This is a genomic window from Flocculibacter collagenilyticus, assembly GCF_016469335.1.
GTDB lineage: Bacteria > Pseudomonadota > Gammaproteobacteria > Enterobacterales > Alteromonadaceae > Flocculibacter > Flocculibacter collagenilyticus.
Genome location: NZ_CP059888.1, coordinates 501,019 through 525,912 on the forward strand (window position 1 = coordinate 501,019; position 24,894 = coordinate 525,912).

General features: G+C 41.8%; 14 protein-coding genes. 10 read left to right on the forward strand and 4 right to left on the reverse strand.

The window, feature by feature from the left end:
• Window positions 1-119: 119 nt before the first annotated feature.
• From rpoB to tuf, 6 genes are all read left to right on the forward strand, one after another.
• Window positions 120-4,148, forward strand: coding sequence for a DNA-directed RNA polymerase subunit beta (gene rpoB / locus HUU81_RS02260; RefSeq protein ID WP_199610657.1), 4,029 nt, complete (start codon window positions 120-122; stop codon window positions 4,146-4,148).
• A 104-nt stretch (window positions 4,149-4,252) separates the two neighbouring features.
• A complete protein-coding gene (rpoC, locus tag HUU81_RS02265; protein WP_199610658.1) occupies window positions 4,253-8,392 on the forward strand; it encodes a DNA-directed RNA polymerase subunit beta' in 4,140 nt (1,379 codons plus the stop codon).
• Between the two features lie 182 nt (window positions 8,393-8,574).
• The gene (gene rpsL / locus HUU81_RS02270) at window positions 8,575-8,949 is read left to right on the forward strand and encodes a 30S ribosomal protein S12 (protein ID WP_199610659.1); all 375 of its coding nucleotides are present in this window, start codon (window positions 8,575-8,577) and stop codon (window positions 8,947-8,949) included.
• 82 nt (window positions 8,950-9,031) lie between these two features.
• The gene (gene rpsG, locus HUU81_RS02275) at window positions 9,032-9,502 is read left to right on the forward strand and encodes a 30S ribosomal protein S7 (RefSeq protein WP_199610660.1); all 471 of its coding nucleotides are present in this window, start codon (window positions 9,032-9,034) and stop codon (window positions 9,500-9,502) included.
• 48 nt (window positions 9,503-9,550) lie between these two features.
• A complete protein-coding gene (gene fusA / locus HUU81_RS02280; protein WP_199610661.1) occupies window positions 9,551-11,665 on the forward strand; it encodes an elongation factor G in 2,115 nt (704 codons plus the stop codon).
• A 60-nt stretch (window positions 11,666-11,725) separates the two neighbouring features.
• Entirely contained in the window at window positions 11,726-12,910 is a 1,185-nt protein-coding gene (tuf, locus tag HUU81_RS02285; RefSeq protein ID WP_199610662.1) for an elongation factor Tu, read from the forward strand.
• A gap of 262 nt (window positions 12,911-13,172) precedes the next feature.
• Here the strand turns inward: tuf and HUU81_RS02290 are convergent, their stop codons facing one another.
• Window positions 13,173-15,197: a methyl-accepting chemotaxis protein gene (locus HUU81_RS02290; protein ID WP_199610663.1), complete on the reverse strand. Its 2,025-nt coding sequence runs from the start codon at window positions 15,195-15,197 to the stop codon at window positions 13,173-13,175.
• A gap of 255 nt (window positions 15,198-15,452) precedes the next feature.
• On the opposite strand from HUU81_RS02290, the gene HUU81_RS02295 reads away from it, so the two are divergent.
• Window positions 15,453-15,959 carry a hypothetical protein gene (locus HUU81_RS02295; RefSeq protein ID WP_199610664.1) on the forward strand — a complete coding sequence of 169 codons (507 nt, stop codon included), beginning with the start codon at window positions 15,453-15,455 and terminating at the stop codon, window positions 15,957-15,959.
• A gap of 46 nt (window positions 15,960-16,005) precedes the next feature.
• On the opposite strand, the gene hutH is transcribed toward HUU81_RS02295, so the two are convergent.
• From hutH to hutC, 3 genes are all read right to left on the reverse strand, one after another.
• Window positions 16,006-17,535 carry a histidine ammonia-lyase gene (gene hutH, locus HUU81_RS02300; RefSeq protein WP_199610665.1) on the reverse strand — a complete coding sequence of 510 codons (1,530 nt, stop codon included), beginning with the start codon at window positions 17,533-17,535 and terminating at the stop codon, window positions 16,006-16,008.
• Window positions 17,536-17,538: 3 nt separating this feature from the next.
• A complete protein-coding gene (hutU, locus tag HUU81_RS02305) occupies window positions 17,539-19,230 on the reverse strand; it encodes a urocanate hydratase (protein ID WP_199610666.1) in 1,692 nt (563 codons plus the stop codon).
• 106 nt (window positions 19,231-19,336) lie between these two features.
• Window positions 19,337-20,041, reverse strand: a complete 705-nt coding sequence (gene hutC / locus HUU81_RS02310; protein WP_199610667.1) for a histidine utilization repressor — start codon at window positions 20,039-20,041, stop codon at window positions 19,337-19,339.
• A gap of 102 nt (window positions 20,042-20,143) precedes the next feature.
• Between hutC and hutI the strand changes: the two genes are divergently transcribed.
• The 3 genes from hutI (at window position 20,144) to HUU81_RS02325 (ending at window position 24,777) form a co-directional block, all read left to right on the forward strand.
• The gene (gene hutI / locus HUU81_RS02315) at window positions 20,144-21,370 is read left to right on the forward strand and encodes an imidazolonepropionase (RefSeq protein WP_199610668.1); all 1,227 of its coding nucleotides are present in this window, start codon (window positions 20,144-20,146) and stop codon (window positions 21,368-21,370) included.
• Between the two features lie 447 nt (window positions 21,371-21,817).
• A complete protein-coding gene (locus HUU81_RS02320; protein WP_199610669.1) occupies window positions 21,818-23,731 on the forward strand; it encodes a putative bifunctional diguanylate cyclase/phosphodiesterase in 1,914 nt (637 codons plus the stop codon).
• Between the two features lie 287 nt (window positions 23,732-24,018).
• The gene (locus HUU81_RS02325; protein WP_199610670.1) at window positions 24,019-24,777 is read left to right on the forward strand and encodes a substrate-binding periplasmic protein; all 759 of its coding nucleotides are present in this window, start codon (window positions 24,019-24,021) and stop codon (window positions 24,775-24,777) included.
• The last annotated feature ends 117 nt before the right edge of the window (window positions 24,778-24,894 follow it).

The window sequence follows — 24,894 nt, forward strand, 5'->3', positions numbered from 1 at the left end:
CTTTAGGCTACACTCTTCCACATCGCATTGAAAATAGATAAAATTTTCTTTGGCATTGATGCCAAACGCGCTACCCAATATTTTGGGTAGATAGGGTCTTAAATCGGCTGAGGAACCCCATGGCTTACTCTTATTCTGAAAAGAAACGTATCCGTAAGGACTTTGGAAAGCGCCCTCAAGTGCTGGACGTACCATATTTACTACAAATCCAGCTTGAGTCATTCAAAAAATTCATTGAGGCAGATCCAGAAGGCGAATACGGTCTTGAAGCAGCATTCCGTTCTGTATTCCCAATTAAAAGTTATTCTGGTAATTCAGAATTACAATTTGTGAGTTACCGTATCGGTGAGCCTGTATTTGATGTTAAAGAATGTCAAATTCGTGGCGTAACATATTCGGCTCCACTTCGTGTGAAGCTACGTTTGGTTCTTTATGATAAAGAATCAGCACCAGGCACCGTAAAAGATATTAAAGAACAAGAAGTTTACATGGGTGAGCTTCCGTTAATGACAGATACTGGTACGTTTGTTATTAATGGTACAGAGCGAGTTATTGTTTCTCAATTGCACCGTTCGCCAGGTGTTTTCTTCGATCACGATAAAGGTAAATCACACTCGTCAGGTAAAGTACTTTACAACGCGCGTGTAATTCCATATCGCGGATCTTGGTTAGACTTTGAATTTGATGCAAAAGATAACGTATTCGTACGTATTGACCGTCGTCGCAAATTACCAGCTTCTATCATTTTACGTGCACTAGAATTTACTACTGAAGAAATTCTAGCAATGTTCTTTGAAACAACGTCTTTTGAAATAAAAGACGGAAAGTTGATGATGGAACTAGTGCCATCTCGCTTACGTGGTGATACAGCTAACTTTGATATCAAAGATAATGATGGTCAAGTTATAGCAGAAGCAGGTCGCAGAATTACTGCACGTCATATTAAGCAACTTGAAAAGCTTGGTATTAATTCGTTAGAAGTACCACATGAGTACATCATTGACCGTGTTCTTGCGAAGAACTATGTTAATGAAAGCACTGGCGAGATTATCGCAGAAGCTAACTCATTACTTTCTTTAGAAATAATGGCTGAGTTAGCACAAGCGGGTCACCATAAAGTTGAAACACTATACACCAATGAATTAGACAATGGTCCGTACATGTCTGAAACATTGCGTATAGATTCATCAACGAACCGCTTAGAAGCATTAGTAGAAATTTATCGCATGATGCGCCCAGGTGAGCCACCAACACGTGAAGCTGCTGAAGCATTATTCGAAAACTTATTCTTCTCTGATGATCGTTATGACTTATCGACAGTAGGTCGTATGAAGTTTAACGGCCGAGTAAACAGAGGTGAGTTAACAGGTTCTGGTACGCTAGAAAAGCAAGATATTGTTGACGTAATGAAGCTACTTATCGATATTCGTAACGGTAAGGGTGATGTTGATGATATTGACCACTTAGGTAACCGACGCATTCGTAGCGTAGGTGAGATGGCAGAAAACCAATTCCGTGTTGGCTTAGTACGCGTAGAGCGTGCTGTTAAAGAGCGTCTAAGTTTAGGCGATCTTGATAATATAATGCCACAAGATTTAATCAACGCTAAACCAATTTCAGCGGCGATTAAAGAATTCTTCGGTTCAAGCCAATTATCTCAATTTATGGATCAAAACAATCCATTATCTGAAGTAACGCATAAGCGTCGTATTTCAGCGCTTGGTCCGGGTGGTTTAACACGTGAGCGTGCTGGCTTCGAAGTACGTGACGTACATCCAACTCACTATGGTCGTGTATGTCCAATCGAAACGCCTGAAGGTCCAAACATCGGTCTAATTAACTCATTGTCGTCTTATGCACGAACAAATGAGTTTGGTTTCTTGGAAACACCTTACCGTAAAGTAATTGAAGGTGTGGTAACTGATGAAGTTGACTACCTTTCAGCTATTGAAGAAGGTAAGTTTGTAATCGCACAGGCCAATGCAGAGTTAGACGAAAATAATCGTTTAACAGAAGAATTGGTACCTTGTCGTTATAAGAATGAAACTACTATTACTAGTTCTGACCAAGTACAGTATATGGATGTTTCGCCACAGCAAATCGTATCAATTGCTGCATCAATGATCCCATTCCTAGAGCACGATGATGCAAACCGTGCATTAATGGGCTCGAACATGCAACGTCAAGCAGTACCAACACTACGTGCAGATAAGCCGTTAGTAGGTACAGGTATGGAAGCGGTTGTTGCTAAAGACTCAGGTGTAACCGTTGTTGCTAAACGTGGTGGTGTGGTTGATTATGCAGATGCGTCTCGTATTGTGATCAATGTTCATGAAGATGAAATGATCCCAGGCGAAGCGGGCATCGATATTTATAACTTAACCAAATACACACGTTCTAACCAGAATACATGTATCAATCAGAAGCCAACAGTAATGGTTGGTGAGCCAATTGAACGTGGTGATGTATTAGCAGATGGTCCATCAACGGATTTAGGTGAACTTGCTCTTGGTCAAAACCTTCGCGTTGCATTTATGCCGTGGAATGGTTACAACTTCGAGGATTCAATCCTACTTTCTGAGCGTGTTGTTAAAGAAGATCGCTTAACAACGATTCATATTCAAGAATTAAGCTGTATTGCTCGTGACACTAAGCTAGGTCCTGAGGAAGTTACCTGCGATATCCCTAATGTAGGTGAATCAGCGCTAGGTAAACTAGATGAGTCAGGTATCGTTTATATAGGTGCTGAGGTTAAAGGCGGTGACATTCTTGTTGGTAAAGTAACACCTAAAGGTGAAACTCAGCTAACGCCTGAAGAAAAGCTACTGCGTGCAATCTTTGGTGAAAAAGCATCAGACGTTAAAGATAGTTCTTTACGTGTACCGAACTCAGTATCAGGTACCATTATTGACGTTCAAGTATTTACCCGTGATGGTGTAGAGAAAGATAAGCGTGCACTTGAAATTGAAGACATGCAAATTCGTCAGGCTCAGAAAGACTTAAACGAAGAGTTTAAGATTCTTGAAGATGGTATTTTGGCTCGTGTTCGCAGTCTATTAGTAGCTTCGGGTATGGAACAGTCTTTAGTAAATGGTTTATCTAAAGAAAAGATGTTCACTCAAAGCCTTGCTGATGAACAACAGCAAATGGATTTAGAGCAGTTAGCTGCACAGTTTGAAGACATAAAAGCTGAGTACGAAAACAAGTTTGAAATTAAACGTCGTAAGATCACTCAAGGTGATGACTTAGCACCAGGCGTACTTAAAATTGTTAAAGTATACCTTGCTGTTAAGCGTCGTATTCAACCTGGTGACAAAATGGCCGGTCGTCACGGTAACAAAGGTGTTATCTCGACTATCCAGCCAGTTGAAGACATGCCATACGATGAAAAAGGTGAAACGGTCGATATCGTACTGAACCCACTGGGCGTACCATCGCGTATGAACATCGGTCAGGTACTAGAAGTTCACTTAGGCATGGCTGCGCGTGGAATTGGTGACAAGATTGACCAAATGCTCAAGGAGCAGCGTGAAGTTGCTGAAACTCGTGAGTTCCTGAAGAAGGTATACTCGCTTGGTGACTCGCGTCAAGATGTTGAGATTGACACGTTTAGTGATGACGAAATCATTCGCTTAGCTCAAAACTTGCGTAAAGGCTTACCAATTGCGACTCCTGTTTTTGATGGCGCTAAAGAAAGCGAAATCAAAGATTTACTTGAACTAGGTGATATTCCACGTAGCGGTCAAGTAACACTTTATGATGGTCGTACAGGTAATGCATTCGAGCGTAAAGTTACTGTTGGTTACATGTACATGCTGAAACTGAACCACTTGGTTGATGATAAGATGCATGCGCGTTCAACAGGTTCTTATAGCTTGGTTACGCAACAGCCATTAGGTGGTAAAGCACAATTCGGTGGTCAGCGTTTTGGTGAGATGGAAGTATGGGCACTAGAAGCATATGGTGCTGCATATACATTACAAGAAATGCTTACTGTTAAATCCGATGATGTGAATGGCCGTACTAAGATGTATAAGAACATTGTAGACGGTGACCATCGTATGGAACCAGGAATGCCGGAATCATTTAACGTATTGTTAAAAGAAATCCGCTCACTGGGTATCAACATTGAGTTGGATGAAGAATAAGCCGATTCTTCAAGTGGAGCGTTTTACGCTCCACTAAATGGCAAGAATGGAGGGGTAAGACGGTTATGCCGCACCCAATGTTTAACTCCGACAGGAGATAGAAGGTGAAAGACTTACTTAAGTTTCTTAAACAGCAAAACAAGACCGAAGAATTCGATATGATCCGTATCGGTCTTGCATCACCAGATATGATCCGCTCATGGTCATTCGGTGAAGTTAAAAAACCAGAGACGATTAACTATCGTACCTTCAAGCCAGAGCGTGACGGCTTATTCTGTGCTCGTATCTTTGGTCCAGTTAAAGACTATGAATGTCTTTGTGGTAAATACAAGCGCTTAAAGCATCGTGGTGTTATCTGTGAAAAGTGTGGCGTAGAAGTTACATTAACTAAAGTACGTCGTGACCGTATGGGTCACATTGAACTAGCTAGCCCAGTTGCACATATCTGGTTTTTAAAGTCATTACCGTCGCGTATTGGTTTAATGCTAGATATGACGTTACGTGACATTGAGCGTATTCTTTATTTTGAGAGCTTTGTTGTAACAGAGCCTGGTATGACTACGCTAGAGCGTAGCAGCCTGCTTACTGAAGAAGAGTACTTAGATGCGCTTGAAGAGCATGGCGATGAGTTTGAAGCAAAAATGGGTGCAGAAGCTATCCTTGATTTGCTTAAAGAAATCGATCTTGGTCAACAAATTAAAGAAATGCGTGAAGAGTTACCAACAATTAACTCTGAGACAAAACGCAAGAAGTTAACAAAGCGCTTAAAGCTAATGGAAGCATTCCATCAGTCAGGGAATAACCCTGAGTGGATGATCATGACAGTATTACCTGTACTGCCACCTGATCTTCGTCCATTAGTACCACTAGATGGTGGTCGTTTTGCTACTTCGGATCTGAATGACTTATACCGTCGTGTAATTAACCGTAATAACCGTTTAAAGCGTTTATTAGATTTAGCTGCGCCAGATATCATTGTTCGCAATGAAAAGCGTATGCTACAAGAAGCGGTTGATGCATTGATGGATAATGGTCGTCGTGGTCGTGCGATTACCGGTTCAAATAAACGTCCTCTTAAGTCACTTGCCGATATGATCAAAGGTAAGCAAGGTCGTTTCCGCCAGAACTTACTTGGTAAGCGTGTAGACTACTCAGGCCGTTCTGTTATTACCGTTGGTCCTACACTTAAATTGCATCAGTGTGGTCTTCCAAAGAAAATGGCATTAGAGTTATTCAAGCCATTTATCTACGGCAAGCTTGAAGGGCGTGGTTTAGCAACGACTATCAAAGCAGCTAAAAAATTGGTAGAACGTGAAGCGCCAGAAGTTTGGGATGTATTAGACGAAGTAATTCGTGAACACCCAGTAATGCTTAACCGTGCACCTACACTTCACAGACTTGGTATTCAAGCGTTTGAACCAACGTTGATTGAAGGTAAAGCAATTCATTTACACCCATTAGTATGTGCGGCATATAATGCTGACTTCGATGGTGACCAAATGGCTGTGCACGTACCATTAACGCTAGAAGCTCAACTTGAAGCTCGTGCGCTAATGATGTCGACAAATAACATTCTTTCACCTGCTAATGGTGACCCAATTATCGTTCCTTCACAGGACGTTGTATTAGGTCTTTATTATATGACGCGTGATCGCGTAAATGGTAAAGGTGAAGGCTTAGTCTTTAAAGATCAAAAAGAAGCAGAAAAAGCATACCGTACTGGTAATGCAGAGCTACATGCTCGCGTTAAAGTACGTTTCAATGGCGAACTGGTAGAAACTACGGTTGGTCGTGCAATTCTGTCTCTAATTTTACCTGAAGGGCTTGATTTCTCATTAATCAACCAAGCGCTAGGTAAAAAGCAAATTTCTAAGTTACTGAACACGTGTTACCGTCAGTTAGGCTTAAAAGACTCAGTTATTTTTGCTGACCAAATCATGTATACAGGTTTCCACTACGCGATGTTAGCGGGTGCATCTGTAGGTATCGACGACATGGTTATTCCGGATGCGAAATACACATTGATTGAAGAAGCAGAAGCAGAAGTTTCTGAAATTCAACAACAATTCCAGTCAGGTCTTGTAACTGCAGGTGAGAAGTACAACAAAGTTATCGATATTTGGTCAACTGCTAATGAAAAAGTTTCAAAAGCAATGATGGATAACTTATCTACTGAGCAAGTTGAAAATCGTGATGGTGAGATGGAAGAACAAAAGTCTTTCAACTCAATCTATATGATGGCCGACTCTGGTGCTCGTGGTAGTGCTGCACAGATTCGTCAGTTAGCTGGTATGCGTGGTCTGATGGCAAAACCAGATGGTTCAATCATCGAGACACCAATTACCGCAAACTTCCGTGAAGGTCTGAACGTACTACAGTACTTCATCTCGACGCACGGTGCGCGTAAAGGTCTTGCCGATACTGCACTTAAAACAGCGAACTCAGGTTACTTAACACGTCGTCTTGTTGATGTTGCACAAGACTTAGTGGTAACAGAGCAAGACTGTGGTACTGATAAAGGTATCAACATGAAGCCTTTAATTGAAGGTGGTGATGTTGTAGAGCCATTGCGTGAACGTGTACTTGGTCGTGTTGTTATCGGTGATGTATGTATTCCAGGTACTGAAGAGGTGTTGGTAGAGTCAGGCACTATGCTTGATGAGCACCTGTGTGACGTTCTTGAAGCAAACTCAGTTGACGAAGTATTCGTTCGTTCAGTAATTACTTGTGATACAGATTTCGGTGTTTGTGCAAAATGTTATGGTCGTGACTTAGCACGTGGCCACATTATCAACGAAGGTGAAGCAATTGGTGTAATTGCAGCACAGTCAATCGGTGAGCCAGGCACACAGCTTACGATGCGTACATTCCACATTGGTGGTGCTGCATCAAGAGCATCAGCAGAGAACAGTGTTCAAGTTAAGAACAATGGTACCGTTAAGCTTCATAATGCTAAATTTGTTATCAACTCTGATGGCAAAATTGTTATTACTTCTCGTTCAACTGAAATTACAGTTACAGATGAGCAAGGACGTGAGAAAGAGCGTTATAAATTACCATATGGTGCGGTATTAGCTGTTGAAGATAACGCGGTAGTTGAAGCTAATACAACAGTGGCTAACTGGGACCCTCATTCACATCCAATCATTATGGAGCGTGATGCGAAAGTAAGTTTCTCGGATATTGATGATTCGAATACTGAAATGCAGATGGATGAGTTAACTGGTTTAACACGTATCGTTGTTAAAGATCTTGCAAAGCTGAATGCGAAAGAGCCTAAGTTAATTCTTGAGTCTGACGATGGAACTTTACAAGAAATTCGTTTACCAGCGTTCGCGACGATTGAGATTAGCGATGGTCAAAGCGTTAACATTGGTGACGTGTTAGCACGTATTCCACAAGAAAGCTCGAAAACACGTGATATTACGGGTGGTCTACCACGCGTAGCTGACTTATTTGAAGCGCGTAAGCCTAAAGATCCAGCTATTTTAGCTGAAATCTCTGGTGTGGTTTCATTTGGTAAAGAGACTAAAGGTAAGAAACGCTTAGTTATTACCCCACCAGAAGGTGATCACTATGAAGAAATGATCCCGAAATGGCGTCAGCTTAATGTGTTTGAAGGTGAAACAGTACAAAAAGGTGAAGTGATTGCTGAAGGCCCAGAGTCTCCGCATGATATTCTTCGCTTACGTGGTGTTCATGAAGTCGCTAACTATATCGTTAATGAAGTGCAAGACGTTTACCGTCTGCAAGGTGTAAAGATTAATGATAAGCATGCTGAAACGATCATTCGTCAAATGCTACGTAAATGTATCATTGTGAATGCAGGCGATACAGATTTCTTAGCAGGTGAACAAGTAGAGTACGCTCGCGTTAAAGTGGCGAACCGTGAACTTGAAGCACAAGGTAAATTCCCAGCGACTTTCGAGCGCCAATTAATGGGTATTACTAAAGCATCACTTGCAACTGAGTCATTTATTTCTGCGGCTTCATTCCAAGAAACAACACGTGTTCTTACAGAAGCAGCCGTTAACGGTAAGACAGATGAACTTCGTGGCTTGAAAGAAAACGTTATCGTAGGTCGCTTAATTCCTGCTGGTACGGGTTACTCGTATCACCAAGAACGTCAGCGTAAGCGTATGGAACGTGACATGCCAGTTGAAGAAGTGTCAGTGTCAGCTGAAGAAGCATCTCAAGCTTTAGCCGACGCACTAAATGCAGATTTATCTGCAGATAGTGAGTAGTTAAGTAATAAGGCATTGGTATCAATGCCTTAATGCTCGATTAAGCATTAAAATTCTAATATTTTATCGTTTAAAATCGAACTAAACTTGACAGGTTAAACTTTGGTCATTAAAATTCCGCGACCCATTAATATGGGTGCGGAATTTTTCACGTTTATAGAGTAGAAAAAACAGGAGCTATAATGGCAACTATTAACCAATTGGTGCGCAAGCCGCGTTCAAGCAAAGTTTACAAAAGTAACTCTGCTGCGCTTAAAGCTTGTCCACAGAAGCGTGGCGTATGTACACGTGTTTACACAACAACTCCTAAGAAGCCGAACTCAGCACTACGTAAAGTATGTCGTGTTCGTCTAACTAATGGTTTTGAAGTAACTTCTTACATCGGTGGTGAAGGTCACAACTTACAAGAGCACAGTGTTGTTCTTATTCGTGGTGGTCGTGTTAAAGACTTACCTGGTGTTCGTTTCCATACCGTTCGTGGCGCTTTAGACTGTGCTGGTGTAAACGATCGTAAGCAAGCTCGTTCTAAGTACGGTGCTAAAAGGCCAAAAGCTTAACGGTTCTCCGTTAGTAAGGCCAAACAACTAATTTTGTTTTAACAAGTTTTGGGTTATACCTGAAGAAATCGGAGAGATTAAGATGCCTAGAAGACGCGTAGTAGGTCAAAGAAAAATACTTCCTGATCCGAAGTTCCATTCAGAACTTCTTGCTAAATTCATCAACGTAATTATGTTAGATGGTAAGAAGTCTGCAGCAGAAAAAATTATTTATGGTGCACTAGACGTAGCAGCTGAGAAAACAGGTGAAGCACACCTGGATATTCTTGAAAAAGCATTAGACAACGTACGTCCATCAGTCGAGGTTAAATCTCGTCGTGTTGGTGGTTCTACTTACCAAGTTCCGGTAGAAGTACGTCCTGTTCGTCGTAACACACTAGCAATGCGCTGGTTGATCGACGCTGCTCGTAAACGTGGTGAAAAATCAATGGCACTACGTCTAGCTAGCGAAATTTCTGACGCTGCTGACAATAAAGGTTCAGCTGTTAAGAAACGTGAAGACGTTCACAAAATGGCTGAAGCTAACAAAGCATTCGCTCATTACCGTTGGTAGTCCAACGGTTGACCAAGCTGGTAAAAATACCGGATATAAGAGGAAACAATGGCTCGTACAACTCCTATTGAGCGCTACCGTAATATTGGTATTTGCGCTCACGTAGACGCAGGAAAAACAACAACAACTGAACGTGTACTTTTTTACACTGGTCTTTCACATAAGATTGGTGAAGTACATGACGGTGCTGCGACGATGGATTGGATGGAACAAGAGCAAGAGCGTGGTATTACTATTACGTCAGCAGCAACAACTTGCTTCTGGCGTGGTATGGATGCGCAGTTCCAAGATCACCGTGTGAATATCATAGACACACCAGGACACGTAGACTTTACAATTGAAGTAGAGCGTTCGTTACGTGTACTTGATGGTGCAGTGTTGGTGCTGTGTGCTTCATCTGGCGTTCAACCGCAAACTGAAACGGTTTGGCGCCAAATGGAAAAATACCATGTCCCACGTATGGTTTTCGTTAATAAAATGGACCGTACGGGTGCCAGTTTCTTAAATGTTGTCGAGCAAATGAAAGATCGTCTTTCAGCTAACCCAGTGCCAATTCAGTTGGCAATTGGTGCTGAAGATGACTTTAAGGGTGTAATCGACCTTATTAAAATGAAGGCGATTAACTGGAATGAAGCCGATCAAGGGATGACCTTCAATTATGAAGATATTCCTGAAGAGATGGCTGATGAGGCTGCACAATGGCGTGAAAACCTGTTAGATGCTGCAGCCGAAGCCTCTGAAGAATTGATGGATAAATACCTTGAAGAAGGTGATCTATCAGAACAAGAAATTAAACAAGCATTGCGTCAGCGTACCCTTGATAATGAAATTATCATTTGTACATGTGGTTCAGCATTCAAAAACAAAGGTGTTCAAGCAGTGCTTGATGCTGTTGTTGAATTTATGCCAGCGCCAACAGATGTTCCTGCTATCAAGGGTATCCTTGATGATAAGAATGAATCGGAAGGTGAACGCCCATCTGATGACAATGCGCCGTTTTCTGCTCTTGCATTTAAAATTGCGACTGACCCATTCGTTGGGACGCTTACTTTCTTCCGGGTATACTCGGGCGTAGTTAAAACAGGTGATTCAGTTTATAACCCTGTTAAGCAAAAGAAAGAGCGTTTTGGTCGTATTGTTCAAATGCATTCAAATGATCGTCAAGAACTGAAAGAAGTTCGTGCCGGTGATATTGCAGCAGCCATTGGCTTAAAAGACGTAACGACAGGTGATACATTATGTGATCCTGATCATGTTATTACACTTGAGCGAATGGAATTTCCAGAGCCAGTTATTTCAGTAGCTGTTGAGCCACGTTCTAAGCCTGATCAAGAAAAGATGGGAATAGCACTGGGTAAATTAGCAGCAGAAGACCCTTCTTTCCGTGTTGAAACTGATCAAGAATCAGGGCAAACAATTATATCTGGTATGGGTGAACTTCACTTAGATATTATCGTTGACCGTATGAAGCGTGAATTCAAAGTGGAATGTAATGTAGGTAAGCCTCAAGTTGCTTATCGAGAGTGCATTACTAAACCAATTGAAATTGAAGGCAAGTTTGTACGTCAATCAGGCGGTAGAGGCCAATACGGTCATGTATGGCTGCGATTAGAGCCATTACCACTTGATAGTGAAGAAAATTACCAATTCGTTAATGAAATCGTTGGTGGCGCTGTTCCAAAAGAATATATCCCTGCAGTTGGTAAGGGTGTGGAAGAGCAAATGACTAACGGTGTGTTAGCGGGATATCCTGTACTTGGTATTAAAGCAACACTTTATGACGGTTCATTCCACGACGTAGACTCCTCAGAAATGGCATTTAAAATTGCTGCCTCTATGGCCTTCAAGAAAGGTGCATTAGAAGCAGGACCTAAGTTATTAGAGCCAATGATGGATGTTGAAGTACTAACCCCAGAAGCAAACATGGGTGATGTTGTGGGCGATTTAAACCGTCGTCGCGGTATAATCGAAGGTATGGACGAAGCGCCTGGCGGATTAAAGTCAGTGAAGGCATTAGTACCATTATCTGAAATGTTCGGTTATGCAACGGATTTACGTTCTGCCACTCAAGGGCGTGCATCTTATTCGATGCAGTTTGCGAAGTACGCTGAAGCGGCAAATAACGTAGCAGACGCTGTAATTGCAGCGCGCTCAATTAATTAATTATTTGGTTCGGTCCGGTCAGCGATCGGACCTTTTTACTTTCTATAGGAAATTAGAAAAATGGCAAAAGAAAAGTTTGAACGTACGAAACCGCACGTTAACGTTGGCACAATCGGTCACGTTGACCACGGTAAAACTACTTTAACTGCAGCAATCACTAACGTACTTGCAAAAGTATATGGTGGTGAAGCAAAAGACTTCGCATCAATCGATAACGCTCCAGAAGAGCGTGAGCGTGGTATCACAATCGCAACGTCACACGTAGAATATGACACTCCATCACGTCACTACGCGCACGTTGACTGTCCAGGACACGCTGACTACGTTAAAAACATGATCACTGGTGCTGCACAAATGGACGGCGCTATCTTAGTAGTAGCGGCGACAGACGGCCCAATGCCACAAACACGTGAGCACATCCTACTTTCACGTCAGGTTGGTGTACCTTACATCATCGTATTCATGAACAAATGTGACATGGTAGATGACGAAGAGTTACTAGAATTAGTAGAAATGGAAGTACGTGAACTACTTTCAGAATACGAATTCCCAGGTGATGACTTACCAGTAATTCAAGGTTCAGCTCTTAAAGCGCTTGAAGGCGAAAAAGAGTGGGAAGACAAGATTGTTGAGCTTGCAGAGCACTTAGATACTTATATCCCAGAGCCAGAGCGTGACATCGATAAGCCATTCATCATGCCTATCGAAGACGTATTCTCAATCCAAGGCCGTGGTACAGTAGTAACAGGTCGTGTAGAGCGCGGTATCATCAACACAGGTGACGAAGTAGAAATCGTAGGTATTAAAGAAACTACAACAACTACTTGTACTGGTGTAGAAATGTTCCGTAAGTTACTAGACGAAGGTCGTGCGGGTGAGAACATCGGTGCACTACTACGTGGTACTAAGCGTGAAGACGTAGAACGTGGTCAAGTACTAGCGAAGCCAGGTACAATTCAACCACACACTAAATTCACTTCAGAAGTATACGTACTTTCGAAAGATGAAGGTGGTCGTCATACGCCATTCTTCAAAGGCTACCGTCCACAGTTCTACTTCCGTACAACTGACGTAACAGGTAACATCGAGTTACCAGAAGGCGTAGAAATGGTAATGCCAGGCGACAACATCAAGATGACAGTAGAGCTAATCTGCCCAATCGCGATGGACGAAGGTTTACGCTTCGCAATCCGTGAAGGTGGTCGTACTGTTGGTGCTGGTGTTGTAGCAACAATCGTAGAATAATTAGTTAGTAATAACTAAATGCAAAAGGCTCCTTCGGGAGCCTTTTTTATTGCCTGCTTTTCACCTATTAGCTCTATTAGAGCAGTAAACATTTGGCCTAGCTATGTTCTAGTTGTGTTAGTGAAGTGCTTACAGTGCTACCTTGTTATCAGCAGCAAGTGAACAGAGCATTCAACATGAGCATATATGTGAAAGCACCGTTTGTCTTTAACGATGCCATTACTACATTGATTACCCTGCTGAAGAGTAGCTCTATAATATTTTACGCCACTTTAAACGCGCTGATAGATTCTTGTAATCGTACAGCGAGTTTAGACACTTCTTTACAGTGATGCTGGCTCTCATCTGTCTTTTTCACGTTTTGTTCAGCTTCGACGAGGAGTTCTCGTAATAGCTGTTTTATTTCATGGCTGTAGCCATTTTGCGTGGTCGCTGATGACTCTATTTCATGGCCAATTTCAAACATTTCGCTGATGGCTTGTTGTATTGTGGCTAGATTATTAGTGAGCTCATGAGTGTGTTCCACACAACTTTGTGCGTCAGTTTTACCTTGCTCAATGGCCGTTACAGCCGCATCGGTTTCCGTTTGTAACGTTTCAATCATTTGCTGTATTTCGGTTGTAGATTGTTGCGTTCTTCCAGCAAGTGAGCGTACTTCGTCGGCAACAACTGCAAATCCACGACCTTGTTCGCCCGCTCTGGCTGCCTCAATCGCTGCATTTAGCGCTAATAAGTTTGTTTGCTCAGCAATACTCGTGATGGTATTAATGATGCCACCTATATTGTTAGATTCTTCCTGTACGCGTGAGATAACATCGTTTGCAGTATCTAATTGATTGGCTAAATCATTAATGCGAGCTGTGTTTGAATTTGAAATATTACCAATTAGCTCGCTTTGCTGGTTGGCATCTTTCATTTTAGTGGTAGCGGTTATTGCCATGCTATTTGCTTGTTCTGCTACCACATCCATATTGTTAGCAATTTGCGTCGCACTCTCTATGCGCGAGGTTTGAGTTACAATGGAGTCTGTTATTTCGATTAGTTCATTAGTAGTATTTTGTGATGATTGACTGAGGCTTGATGACTTGTCCGAAATACCAGAGATTAACCCTCTTAAGTCTGTCACTACTCTATTCACATTCAGTGAGAGTTGCCCAAATTCATCTTCAGATTTAACTTGTAACTGCTTAGTTAAGTCGCCATTAGCAATGTGCTTTAGTACTTTGTTGATTGCTGCTAATGGGGTCAGCATTGCATTGATGGTAAAACCAGCGATTGATAAGCTGATAATGAGTAAGCCAATGCCAAAGCCAATAGTAATATAGGTGCTGTTTTCAATGGTGCCGTTAACTGTTTGCTGTAAATTATCGGTTTGTGCTTGTGCACTTTGAAGCAGTTGGTCTAGCGCCTCGATAGCAGCGGTAACAGCTTGTTCTGAACGATCTAGTAAGAGTTTCGTACTTTGAACAGCGTTTAGATGCTCAGCTTTTAATGACAGTAACCCATCATTACCATTAACTTGCTCGTTTAGCTTGGCAATTTCCTCATTAAATGACTTTAACAAACCGTTTGTTGGTAGTCCCTCAGCACTTTGCTTTAGGTAGTCGATATTATTACTTATATCACCATACGAAAAATCAATGCCTTCTTTAAGCTTTTGTAATTGCTCATTGGTAGTGACAGCATTAACTTCTTTTAGAGAATTAATAAAGGTAAAAATTTGACCATCAATACGCGCCGCGGTGCCAGCAACAATTTCTAATTGTTGTTGCTTATCAGTTTCAATATACGACAGCTCCATTAATAAAGCGCCAGCTTCATCCAACGAGGCGATAGCATCCTCAAGTACTTGATTAAGATCAGCAGTTAAATCAATTGTACGCTTTTTTGACATAAACATTTGAGTAACGGCAGAGTTATATTCTTGATACTCGGTTAATGCGGAATCGAGCTTTTTGAGATAGGCTGGATTGCCACTTAGCATATCTTTAAATTTTGTACTTTCATCATTAAATGCAGAAGCTGTATTACGGTATACCGTTTCCATTTGATTTATTTGAGGGAGTGCATCAGTGGTAAAAGACAACGCACTTAACTTGGCTAGCTTAAGCAGGTTAATTTGCAATAAATTACTTTTATTTAAAACAGGCATGGCTGTTTCATTCACGTCGTGTGTTGCTGTACCAATATTTTTTAAAGACACATAAGAGGCGACGCTAAGTACCATTAACAAAAGAATAATGACACCAAATCCAGCGATGATTTTATTCGCGATGGTTAATTTCATATAGGATTGCTCAATCGAAAATTACTTCTTACTCCATTTAACGGCATTGATTTTTAATACATTAAATAGATACGACTAGATTGCTACATCTTAGCGCAAAATACCCAATTGAACACTAAAAAGGCAGTATTTGTCGGTTAATTCGTTGAAGTTATTAATTCGCGTTGAGTTGCAGCTTCAACTTGAAGTTACTTAGGGGTTTAAAGTGTTTTACTTGTGTTATATTGCTGTTTCTTAATGTCGTTAGGAGTCGAAGTGAAACAAATAATTGGTAGTTTGATGGTGTCCATTTTGCTTACTAGCTCGTGTGTTGCAAGTGAGTTAATCCTTTCAAGTAAGCTTAGCTTGTCATATTCAGAACCAAAAGTGGTAGCGCATACTGGGAACATGCTTATATTTAAGTTTAGTGATTGGTCTTTTTCCCATGAGGTTATCAACCCTAAAAGCTTCAATAGCGCAGTTGACTTAACCGAAATAGAGCATGATTTTGTTAATAGCTTATTTTATCCAGCGTTAAGAAAGAGCTTCCCACCATGGTTATCCAGTTTGTCTGAAGAAACCGCAGCTTCGTTAGCAATAAACGCCGAACAAGTTAGCAACACCACCGTTGGAAACAATATAAAAGTATTTAGCAGCTATGATAAAAAAGAAAAACAGGGGTATGTATTTTTATTGGAAGAACAGCAAATTCACTTGTTAAATATTCAAGGCAGCGCTAACGCGTTTAAACAATTTGTGGAGAGGATTAAAGAGAGGGCTTAGCAAACAGGCCCTCACGTGTCTTGTAGAGTGATTAGTAGTTATTTAATTAACTTAATACACTATTGTTTGGTAATAACTCGTTCAATACCGCACTTCTTAAAATATTTTCAGCATGAGTAATATCTGGCGCGAAATGACGGTCTTTGTCGTAATAGGTTACCTTTTCACGCAATATTGCTTTTGCTTGTTCTACTTTTTCAGATGCCTTCAGTGGTGTTCTAAAGTCTAGTCCTTGTGCTGCAGCTAAGTATTCTACCGCAAGAATACCTACCGTATTCTCAGCCATATCGGTTAAGCGGCGTGCAGCAAACGTTGCCATAGATACATGATCTTCTTGGTTTGCAGAGGTAGGTAAACTATCTACAGACGCAGGGTGAGCAAGCGATTTATTTTCTGACGCTAATGCTGCTGAAGTTACTTGAGCAATCATAAAGCCCGAATTGACACCGCCATTTTCAACTAAGAACGGAGGCAGTTTACTTAGTGTGGCATCGATTAATAATGCCATTCTACGTTCTGATAATGCACCAATTTCACTGATTGCCAGCGCTAAATTATCAGCGGCCATGGCGACGGGTTCAGCATGGAAGTTGCCGCCTGAAATAATATCGTTGTTGTCACAAAACACTAATGGGTTGTCAGTTACACCATTGGCTTCTGCTAGTAGAATATCCGCACTATTGCGAATTTGCGTTAAACATGCGCCCATTACTTGTGGTTGGCAGCGTAATGAGTATGGGTCTTGCACCTTTTCACAGTTTAAGTGCGAATTACCAATTTCAGATGTATCGCCTAAAATATTTCGATACGCAGCAGCGGCATCAATTTGACCTTGTTGACCACGAATGTCATGAATACGTGCATCGAACGGGGCGCGTGAGCCCATTGCTGCTTCTAGTGTCATTGAACCTACAACAACGCCTGAAGCGTATAAGTCTTCTGCTTTAAATAAGCCTTCTAATGCAAACGCGGTTGATGCTTGCGTACCATTTAACAATGCTAAGCCTTCTTTTGGTGCTAAAGTTAACGGCGATAAACCTGCGATTTTCAGGCCTTCACTAGCGGTCACTTTGTTACCTTGGTAGAGCATTTCGCCTTCGCCTAGTAGCGGCACGCACATATGAGCAAGTGGGGCTAAATCACCAGACGCACCAACCGATCCTTTCTTCGGCACACAAGGGTATACTTCAGCATTAACTAAACTGATTAGGGCTTCAATCACTGATAAGCGAATACCAGAGAAACCGCGAGATAATGAATTAATCTTTAGTACCATCATTAAACGCACGGTATCTTCGCTCATTAATTCACCCGTACCTGCAGCATGCGAAAGTACAATTGAACGTTGCAACAGCTCTAATTCTTCATTGGCTATGCGCGTATTGGCTAACAGGCCAAAACCTGTATTAATGCCGTATACTACTCGGTCTTCGGCAATAACTTGGCTAACAACATTGGCAGATTGGTTAATTTTAGTATGTGCGTCACTGGCAAGTGACAGCTTGACTGGCTCGCGAGCAATGCGCTTAAGTTGCGCTAAATTAAGCGTGCCAGGCGTTAATGTTAATTCCATCATGTTTTACTTCTCCGTTGAATTGTTGGCTTCAAGCATAGGTAAATCTAAACCTTGCTCAGCTGCACAGTTTGTCGCGATGTCATAACCTGCATCAGCATGACGCATAACACCTGTGCCCGGATCGTTCCAAAGTACGCGACCTAAGCGCTGTTCAGCTTCTTTAGTGCCATCTGCTACGATAACCACGCCAGAATGCTGGCTAAAGCCCATGCCAACACCGCCACCATGATGTAATGACACCCATGTAGCACCACCTGCGGTATTTAACAGTGCATTTAATAGCGGCCAATCTGACACGGCGTCAGAACCATCTTGCATGCTTTCAGTTTCACGGTTCGGGCTGGCGACTGAGCCAGAGTCTAAGTGATCACGTCCTATAACGATTGGCGCTTTTAACTCACCGTTTGCCACCATGTCATTAAATGCTTTAGCGATACGCGCGCGGTCTTTTAAGCCAATCCAACAAATACGAGCAGGTAAACCTTGGAATTGAATGCGCTCTTTAGCCATATCTAACCAATTGTGTAGATGTGGATTGTCTGGAATTAACTCTTTTACTTTTGCATCTGTTTTATAAATGTCTTCAGGATCGCCCGACAGCGCCACCCAGCGGAATGGACCGATTCCTTCGCAGAATAGTGGGCGCACATAGGCTGGCACAAATCCCGGGTAATCAAAGGCATTTTCTACGCCAACTTCAAACGCCATTTGGCGAATGTTATTACCATAATCAGTCGCGAATGCGCCACGTTCTTGCATTGTTAAAGTTGCTTTTACCTGTACCGCCATAGACGCTTTAGCGGCTGCGACTACTGCTTGCGGATCTGACTCACGCATCTTTGCGGCATGCTCCATTGTCCAGTCTTGTGGTAGGTAACCGTTTAATGGATCGTGTGCTGAGGTTTGGTCGGTCACTACGTCAGGCGTAATGTTACGGCTTACTAATTCTTCAAAGACGTCGGCTGCGTTTGCTAATAAACCAATGGTGACAGCTTGGCCGTTTTGCTTCGCGTCTTCTAGCATTGCTAGTGCTTCATCAACACTGGTGGCTTTTTTGTCTACGTAGCCTGTGCGTAAGCGGAAGTCGATGCGTGACTCGTCTACTTCACACGCAATCATTGAGTAGCCAGCCATTGAGCCTGCAAGTGGTTGAGCGCCACCCATGCCGCCTAGGCCACCTGTTAAAATCCAGCGGCCTTTTGCATTACCATCAAAGTGTTGTTTCGCCATTGCGACAAAGGTTTCGTATGTACCCTGTACAATGCCTTGCGAGCCAATGTAAATCCACGAGCCTGCGGTCATTTGGCCATACATCATTAAGCCTTTTTTATCTAGCTCGTTAAAGTGTTCCCAGTTGGCCCAATGTGGTACTAAATTTGAGTTTGCAATTAATACACGGGGCGCGTTTTCATGGGTTTTGAATACGCCTACTGGCTTACCCGATTGCACCAGAAGCGATTCGTCATTTTCAAGGCGATCAAGGGTTTCGATAATTTTGTCAAAGCATTCCCAATTTCTTGCTGCGCGACCTATTCCGCCGTATACCACTAAACCGTGCGGGTGTTCTGCAACTTCAGGATCTAGGTTATTCATTAACATGCGTTTTGCGGCTTCGGTTAGCCAGTTTTTGGCGGTAATTTCGCTGCCTCTTGGTGCGCGAATTACGCGGGAAGTATCTAAGCGATTATCTGACATTATTTTTTCCTCTTATCATCTATACCCGTTGCACTTGAGGATGCAGCAGTCGTTATCTGCATCGCCAATGGTTTTAGGTATATTCGTAAATGGTCATTATTTGAAATTATTGAATTTTTAAATGAGTTCCCAAACGGTAGCGGGTGCCGGGAGAAATCAAGCGAGCGTAACTTACGATGCCTGCACGGCTCCATGTTCGTCGGGATACTTGCAAGCATGGCTCTGGAGCATCTAATGCTAGCCAAGCTTGTTGTTGTGAATTTGGATTTATCGCCTCAACGGTATGATTTGCTTCTGTTAGTGGTGCTACTTCACAAAGGTATTCATGAGGCGTTATTACTTGGTAATCTTGGGCTAAATAATCAGGCGCAAATTTTGGATTGATAAAACGTTCTTCCATTTGAATAGGAATGCTATTTTCTTGATGAATTAAAATGGAATGAAAAACCGTTGTATTTTCATCAATCCCTAACGCAATGGCTGTAGTAGAGTCAGCTTTGGTACTTTCTAACTTAATTTGGTGGCAACTATAGCTGTGACCACGCTCACGGATTTCATCAGCAATATTTCTAATCTCTAACAACGAAGATTGTGACTTGATATTGGCAACAAAGGTGCCTAACCCCTGAGTGCGCGTGAGAATACTTTGCTCGGTGAGCTCTTGCAAAGCGCGTCTTGCGGTCATTCTACTCACGTTAAACATTGACGATAATGCATTTTCTGACGGTACTCGGCTATTTTCAGGCCATTCACCAGATTCAATCTGTTTGGTGATGTACTGCTTTATCGTGATAAATTTTGGTTGCGCCATTATATTGATTCTTTACCATTAGGGGTTTATGCCTATTAAAAATGTGGCATAATTTGGTTGTATATACAAGTTCATTCGCTAAAAAATAATAAAGAGGACGCCATGCAACAGTGGGATGCCGTTTGGCTTAATGTAAATATCGCGACGATGGTTGCTAATACTCAATGCGCTTACGGCACGATTGAAAATGCCGCTATTGCTATAAAAGAGGGCGCAATTGCATGGTTAGGTTCTAAGGATGCATTGCCAGAGTTTGATGCTTTATCGACGCCAATTTACGATGGTAAAGGAAACTGGATTACGCCCGGGCTGATTGATTGCCATACTCATTTAATTTTTGGTGGTAATCGTGCTAACGAATTTGAAATGCGACTTAGCGGTGCATCTTATGAAGACATTGCTAAACAAGGCGGTGGTATTCTTTCCACTGTAAAAGCAACCAGAGAAGCCTCGGCTGAGGCGCTTTTTGTGGCTGCTAATAAACATGTTAATGCACTGATGGCCGAAGGTGTGACAACTGTTGAAGTGAAATCAGGCTATGGTTTAGACACTGCAAATGAAATTAAAATGCTGGAGGTTGCACAGTTACTTAACCAACATCATGTGGTGGATGTTCAGTCTACTTTTCTAGGCGCACATGCTTTACCTGCCGAATATAAAGACGATGCAGATGGTTATATTGATGTGGTTTGCAATGAAATGTTGCCTCAAGTGGCTGAGCGTGGTTTAGCCGTTGCAGTAGATGTATTCTGTGAAGGGATAGGCTTTTCATACCAACAAACTGAGAGAGTGTTAACCAAGGCAAAAGAGCTAGGTTTAAAGGTAAAACTGCATGCCGAGCAATTATCGGATTTAGGCGGAGCAGGGCTAGTTGCCGATCTAAATGGTTTATCTGCGGATCATATTGAATATATTTCAGAAGCTAGCATTGAAAAAATGGCGAAAAGTGGCACGGTTGCAGTTGTGTTACCGGGCGCATTTTATACATTACGAGAAACCAAGTTACCGCCCTTTGATTTGTTTAGAAAACATCAGTTAGATATTGCTGTAGCGTCCGATTTCAACCCGGGTTCATCACCTATTTGTTCGCTTCAATTAATGATGAATATGGCATGTACATTATTTAGATTAACCCCAAGTGAAGCGTTAGCAGGTGTTACCCGAAATGCTGCTAAAGCACTTGGCTTAGACGACCGTGGTACGTTAGAAGTAGGAAAACGCGCAGACTTTGCATTATGGGACATTGCTCAGCCCGCGCAGCTTGCTTATCAATTTGGCTGTAATCCATTACAACAGCTGGTGATTGCAGGTAATGTGGTGAAGCAATAATATATTCATACTACACATGAAACTTGTTTAGAGGTGTTTTACTTCTAAACAAGCTCAATGCTTATCAAATCAATATAAGTTACCTGTATCTTGTAACTTCTTCGTTTTAGCATTACTTCTTGGCTCATTATTCTCAACTACAGGAAAATTAAGCAAATTTATTGTTGCCCACTATACTTGGGAGGAGAGGGGCTTTGCATGCCTCATTTTTGTTGTGCGCAAACATGGATTATAACTAAGGCTTACAAATCTTAATGTTCAGGTTGGCAACCTTTAATGTGGAAGTGTGTCGCTCAATTATGTGTATGCAAGTGGATCAATTAACCGTTTTTGGCGCTGTTTATGAACATCTTTAAAAGATCTGGAATACTTAAACGATTGACTGGTGGGCCCAAGAGTGGATTTTGGCGCCAGTCTTTGTCCTACCAATGTCTCCCAAATTCATCTATGTCGTCAAATCGCCTATTTACGCTACTGATTATGCTATTCGGTTCGCTATTCACACCGTCAGCAATGGCACAAACCCTGTATTTTTCTCCTCACTTAAACGGTTTGCTGGTGGGTGCGCTAGCAACCTTGTCGTTGATTCAAATATTACAACTATCTAAGTACCGCAGTGAGTTGTCATTATTCGCATCTGTTGCTTCCATTGCTTCTGTGGTGTTAATTGCCATTCCTTTAAAAGGTGCTGCGCTATTGGGCATGGCGGTGGTGGTGTATGTCTCTTCATTGTTAGCGATTATTTTTTTATTTAAGAAAGGAAAAGCGGCAGTCAAGTTAGTAAGTATTTTATTGGTGCTGTTGTTTATTGCCGTAGCGGGTATGGTGTATTTGCAGATGGTTGAAATCCGTCTGATCACAATCGCTAATTTATTACTCAGTTTACTTGTGTTGTTTAATATATTTGACCAGCTCAAAGTTGAACGACGCGAAATTGAAGCAATTCAACGAAATACAACCGCGGAGCTTTATAATGCTTATCACGATCCCACCACAGGTCTGCCTAACCGCTTAAAGTTGACGCAAGTAGGTGACAAACTCATACAGCAACCTCAAGCAGACTATGCGTTACTGGTCATAAAAGTACTGAACTTTGAGAAAATAAATTTAGCGCTAGGGCATGCCAACGGTAATTTGCTACTTACTCAACTGGCAGAGCGTTTAAAAATGCTATTGGCGAATGAAGCCAGAGTTGTCACATTGGATTACGCTAGCAATAACAGTCAAGATGCATCAGCGTCAACCGACGCAAACACCCCCCTTAATATGAATACAAATGTGGCTAGTTTAGGGAACGTCGATTTTGCGATTTTGATGGACAGTGCTGACAAGCAGCATTTAGCTGAGCAGGTATATCACCGCTTAGTGCATGCACTGCAAGAGCCACTAGTGCTGCAAAGCTGTACCTTGGATTTCGAATTTGCGGGTGGCATTGCTAAATACCCTGCACATGGTCACTCAATCGAGCAATTATTAGGCTTTGCTCATACCGCACTAGAAAATGGTAGGAAAGATAAAGCGCAAGCCGTTATTTTTGATCCCACATTATTGCGCCACACTGAAGAACGCTTAGCAATCATGGCTGAGTTACGAGAAGCAATAGAGCAGAACTCACTACAGCTTTATATTCAACCTCAAGTTAATTTAATCAATCAAGCGGTTGTTGGTGCAGAGCTATTTGTGCGTTGGCATCATCCTGCTAAAGGGTTGATTCCTGCTGATGAGTTTGCAGAGTTGGCAGAGCAAACAGGCGTCATTTTTCCGCTTACACAATGGTTAATTCATCAAGCAACAGCAACGCTATCTGAATTAAAAAAAGCGTCTTTAACATCAAGAATAGCGTTAAACATTAGCTGCCAAGAATTACTGAATGATGATTTAGCAGAAACGATTGAAGACGCGTGCGAGCTAGCGGGAATTAATCAGTCGCAGTTAGGATTAGAAATTGCTGAACGTGCGCTACTTGGTAAGCCGCAAAGTACCAAAGACGTGCTAACCCGTTTGCACGGCAGGGGCGTTAGGCTGTCCATAGATGATTTTGGTAAAGGATATTCGTCATTGTCTTATTTAAGTGATATTCCGTTACATGAGGTGAAAATAGACTGCTCATTTATTGGGGAGCAAAGCAAAGCTGAACACAGCAATGCAATAACAGGAGCCGTTATTGATATTGCGAGAAATTTGTCTTTAGACGTTTTAGCAGAAGGGATTGAGTCGGAAGAGATAGCGAACAAGCTTAAAAGCATGGGGTGTACATTGGGCCAGGGATTTTATTTTTCACAACCCATAGAATTGGCTGGGTTTGTGAGTTGGTTAACGCAATGGAATAAGCGACATTCCTCAGGTGTTAGCGCGGAATAACGGTTAGTTAAGGCAATAATGCAATCGTAAAATTTTACGTTACACTTAAAGCAGGCACTGTCTTTTATGTGAAAGCTGCGCACGCGTTAATGATTGCGACGGCCTGATGGGTGGTCTTTTGCGTTATGGTAACAATACGTTTTGCTGTACAACATATCTTATTAAAGATTTTATCTCAGTATAATTTGAGCCATAAATTAGGTGCTCGAATGACGCTTTCATGGATAAAGTATTTACAAGCTTTAGTGACTAATTTGAAACATTGCTGCAGTCGGGTAGGGACTACATTGCGCACTAACGTTTTACTGCCGCTACTTATAAGTTTTTTGTTGATTGTTCCTCTATCTTCGCACGCACATACCGTCATTATTGCGCTTGGCGACTTTCAGCCTATGTTTGCGCCAGAAGGTGAACCAGCCTTGTTTAAAAGTATCATTGATGGTGTCTATAAACATATACCCGACCGCCAAGTTCAGTACCTGTATATGATGCCGACTAAGCGTTTACTTAACATGTTAAATAAAGGTGAGGCAGATGGCGCCGCTAATATTTTTAATCAAGCTGAGGTGCAAGGTTGTATCACTGATCCAGTGTTTCGTTATGAAGATGTCGTCATAACCCGCACTAGCAAAAAATTTAAAATCATGTCTTTGGAAGAATTAAGTGGTAAGACGGTAGTGGGTTATCAGCGTGCGTTAAACTTGCTGGGTGATAAATATAAAGCATTTATGGAGAAAAACCCTAAATATCAAGAAGTGGGTAACGTGACCGATCAAGCAAGGTTATTGTCGCAAGATTTAGTGGATGTCAGTATTGGTGATAAGTATTTATTCCTGCACTCGTTAAAGCAAATAGCACAAGACAAATTCAACCCTTCTGACTATCAAATTCATACGATATTTCCGCCTGTATATACCTACATGGGTTTTAATGATCAACAATATTGTGACGAATTTAATACAGCTTTAAAAAAGTTTCAGGAATCAGGTGAATATGAAAAAGTTTACTCGCAGTTTTTAAAGGTTTATGGCTACGCTACGCCCTGAAAGTATTATACATACTGAATATTGATGTGGTTGTAAAATGAACACCCTAACAAACAACTGTAGCTTTTAGGGTTTAATGAATGGAGTTAGGTGTGAAATGTAGGGAGTTGTCACTTT

Coding starts and splice junctions, on each gene's coding strand:
- fusA (WP_199610661.1), top strand. CDS start 9,551: ATGGCTCGTACAACTCCTATTGAGCGCTACCGTAATATTGGTATTTGC.
- rpsG (WP_199610660.1), top strand. CDS start 9,032: ATGCCTAGAAGACGCGTAGTAGGTCAAAGAAAAATACTTCCTGATCCG.
- hutC (WP_199610667.1), bottom strand. CDS start 20,041: ATGGCGCAACCAAAATTTATCACGATAAAGCAGTACATCACCAAACAG.
- hutI (WP_199610668.1), top strand. CDS start 20,144: ATGCAACAGTGGGATGCCGTTTGGCTTAATGTAAATATCGCGACGATG.
- rpoB (WP_199610657.1), top strand. CDS start 120: ATGGCTTACTCTTATTCTGAAAAGAAACGTATCCGTAAGGACTTTGGA.
- tuf (WP_199610662.1), top strand. CDS start 11,726: ATGGCAAAAGAAAAGTTTGAACGTACGAAACCGCACGTTAACGTTGGC.
- rpsL (WP_199610659.1), top strand. CDS start 8,575: ATGGCAACTATTAACCAATTGGTGCGCAAGCCGCGTTCAAGCAAAGTT.
- hutH (WP_199610665.1), bottom strand. CDS start 17,535: ATGATGGAATTAACATTAACGCCTGGCACGCTTAATTTAGCGCAACTT.
- HUU81_RS02290 (WP_199610663.1), bottom strand. CDS start 15,197: ATGAAATTAACCATCGCGAATAAAATCATCGCTGGATTTGGTGTCATT.
- hutU (WP_199610666.1), bottom strand. CDS start 19,230: ATGTCAGATAATCGCTTAGATACTTCCCGCGTAATTCGCGCACCAAGA.
- HUU81_RS02320 (WP_199610669.1), top strand. CDS start 21,818: ATGTCGTCAAATCGCCTATTTACGCTACTGATTATGCTATTCGGTTCG.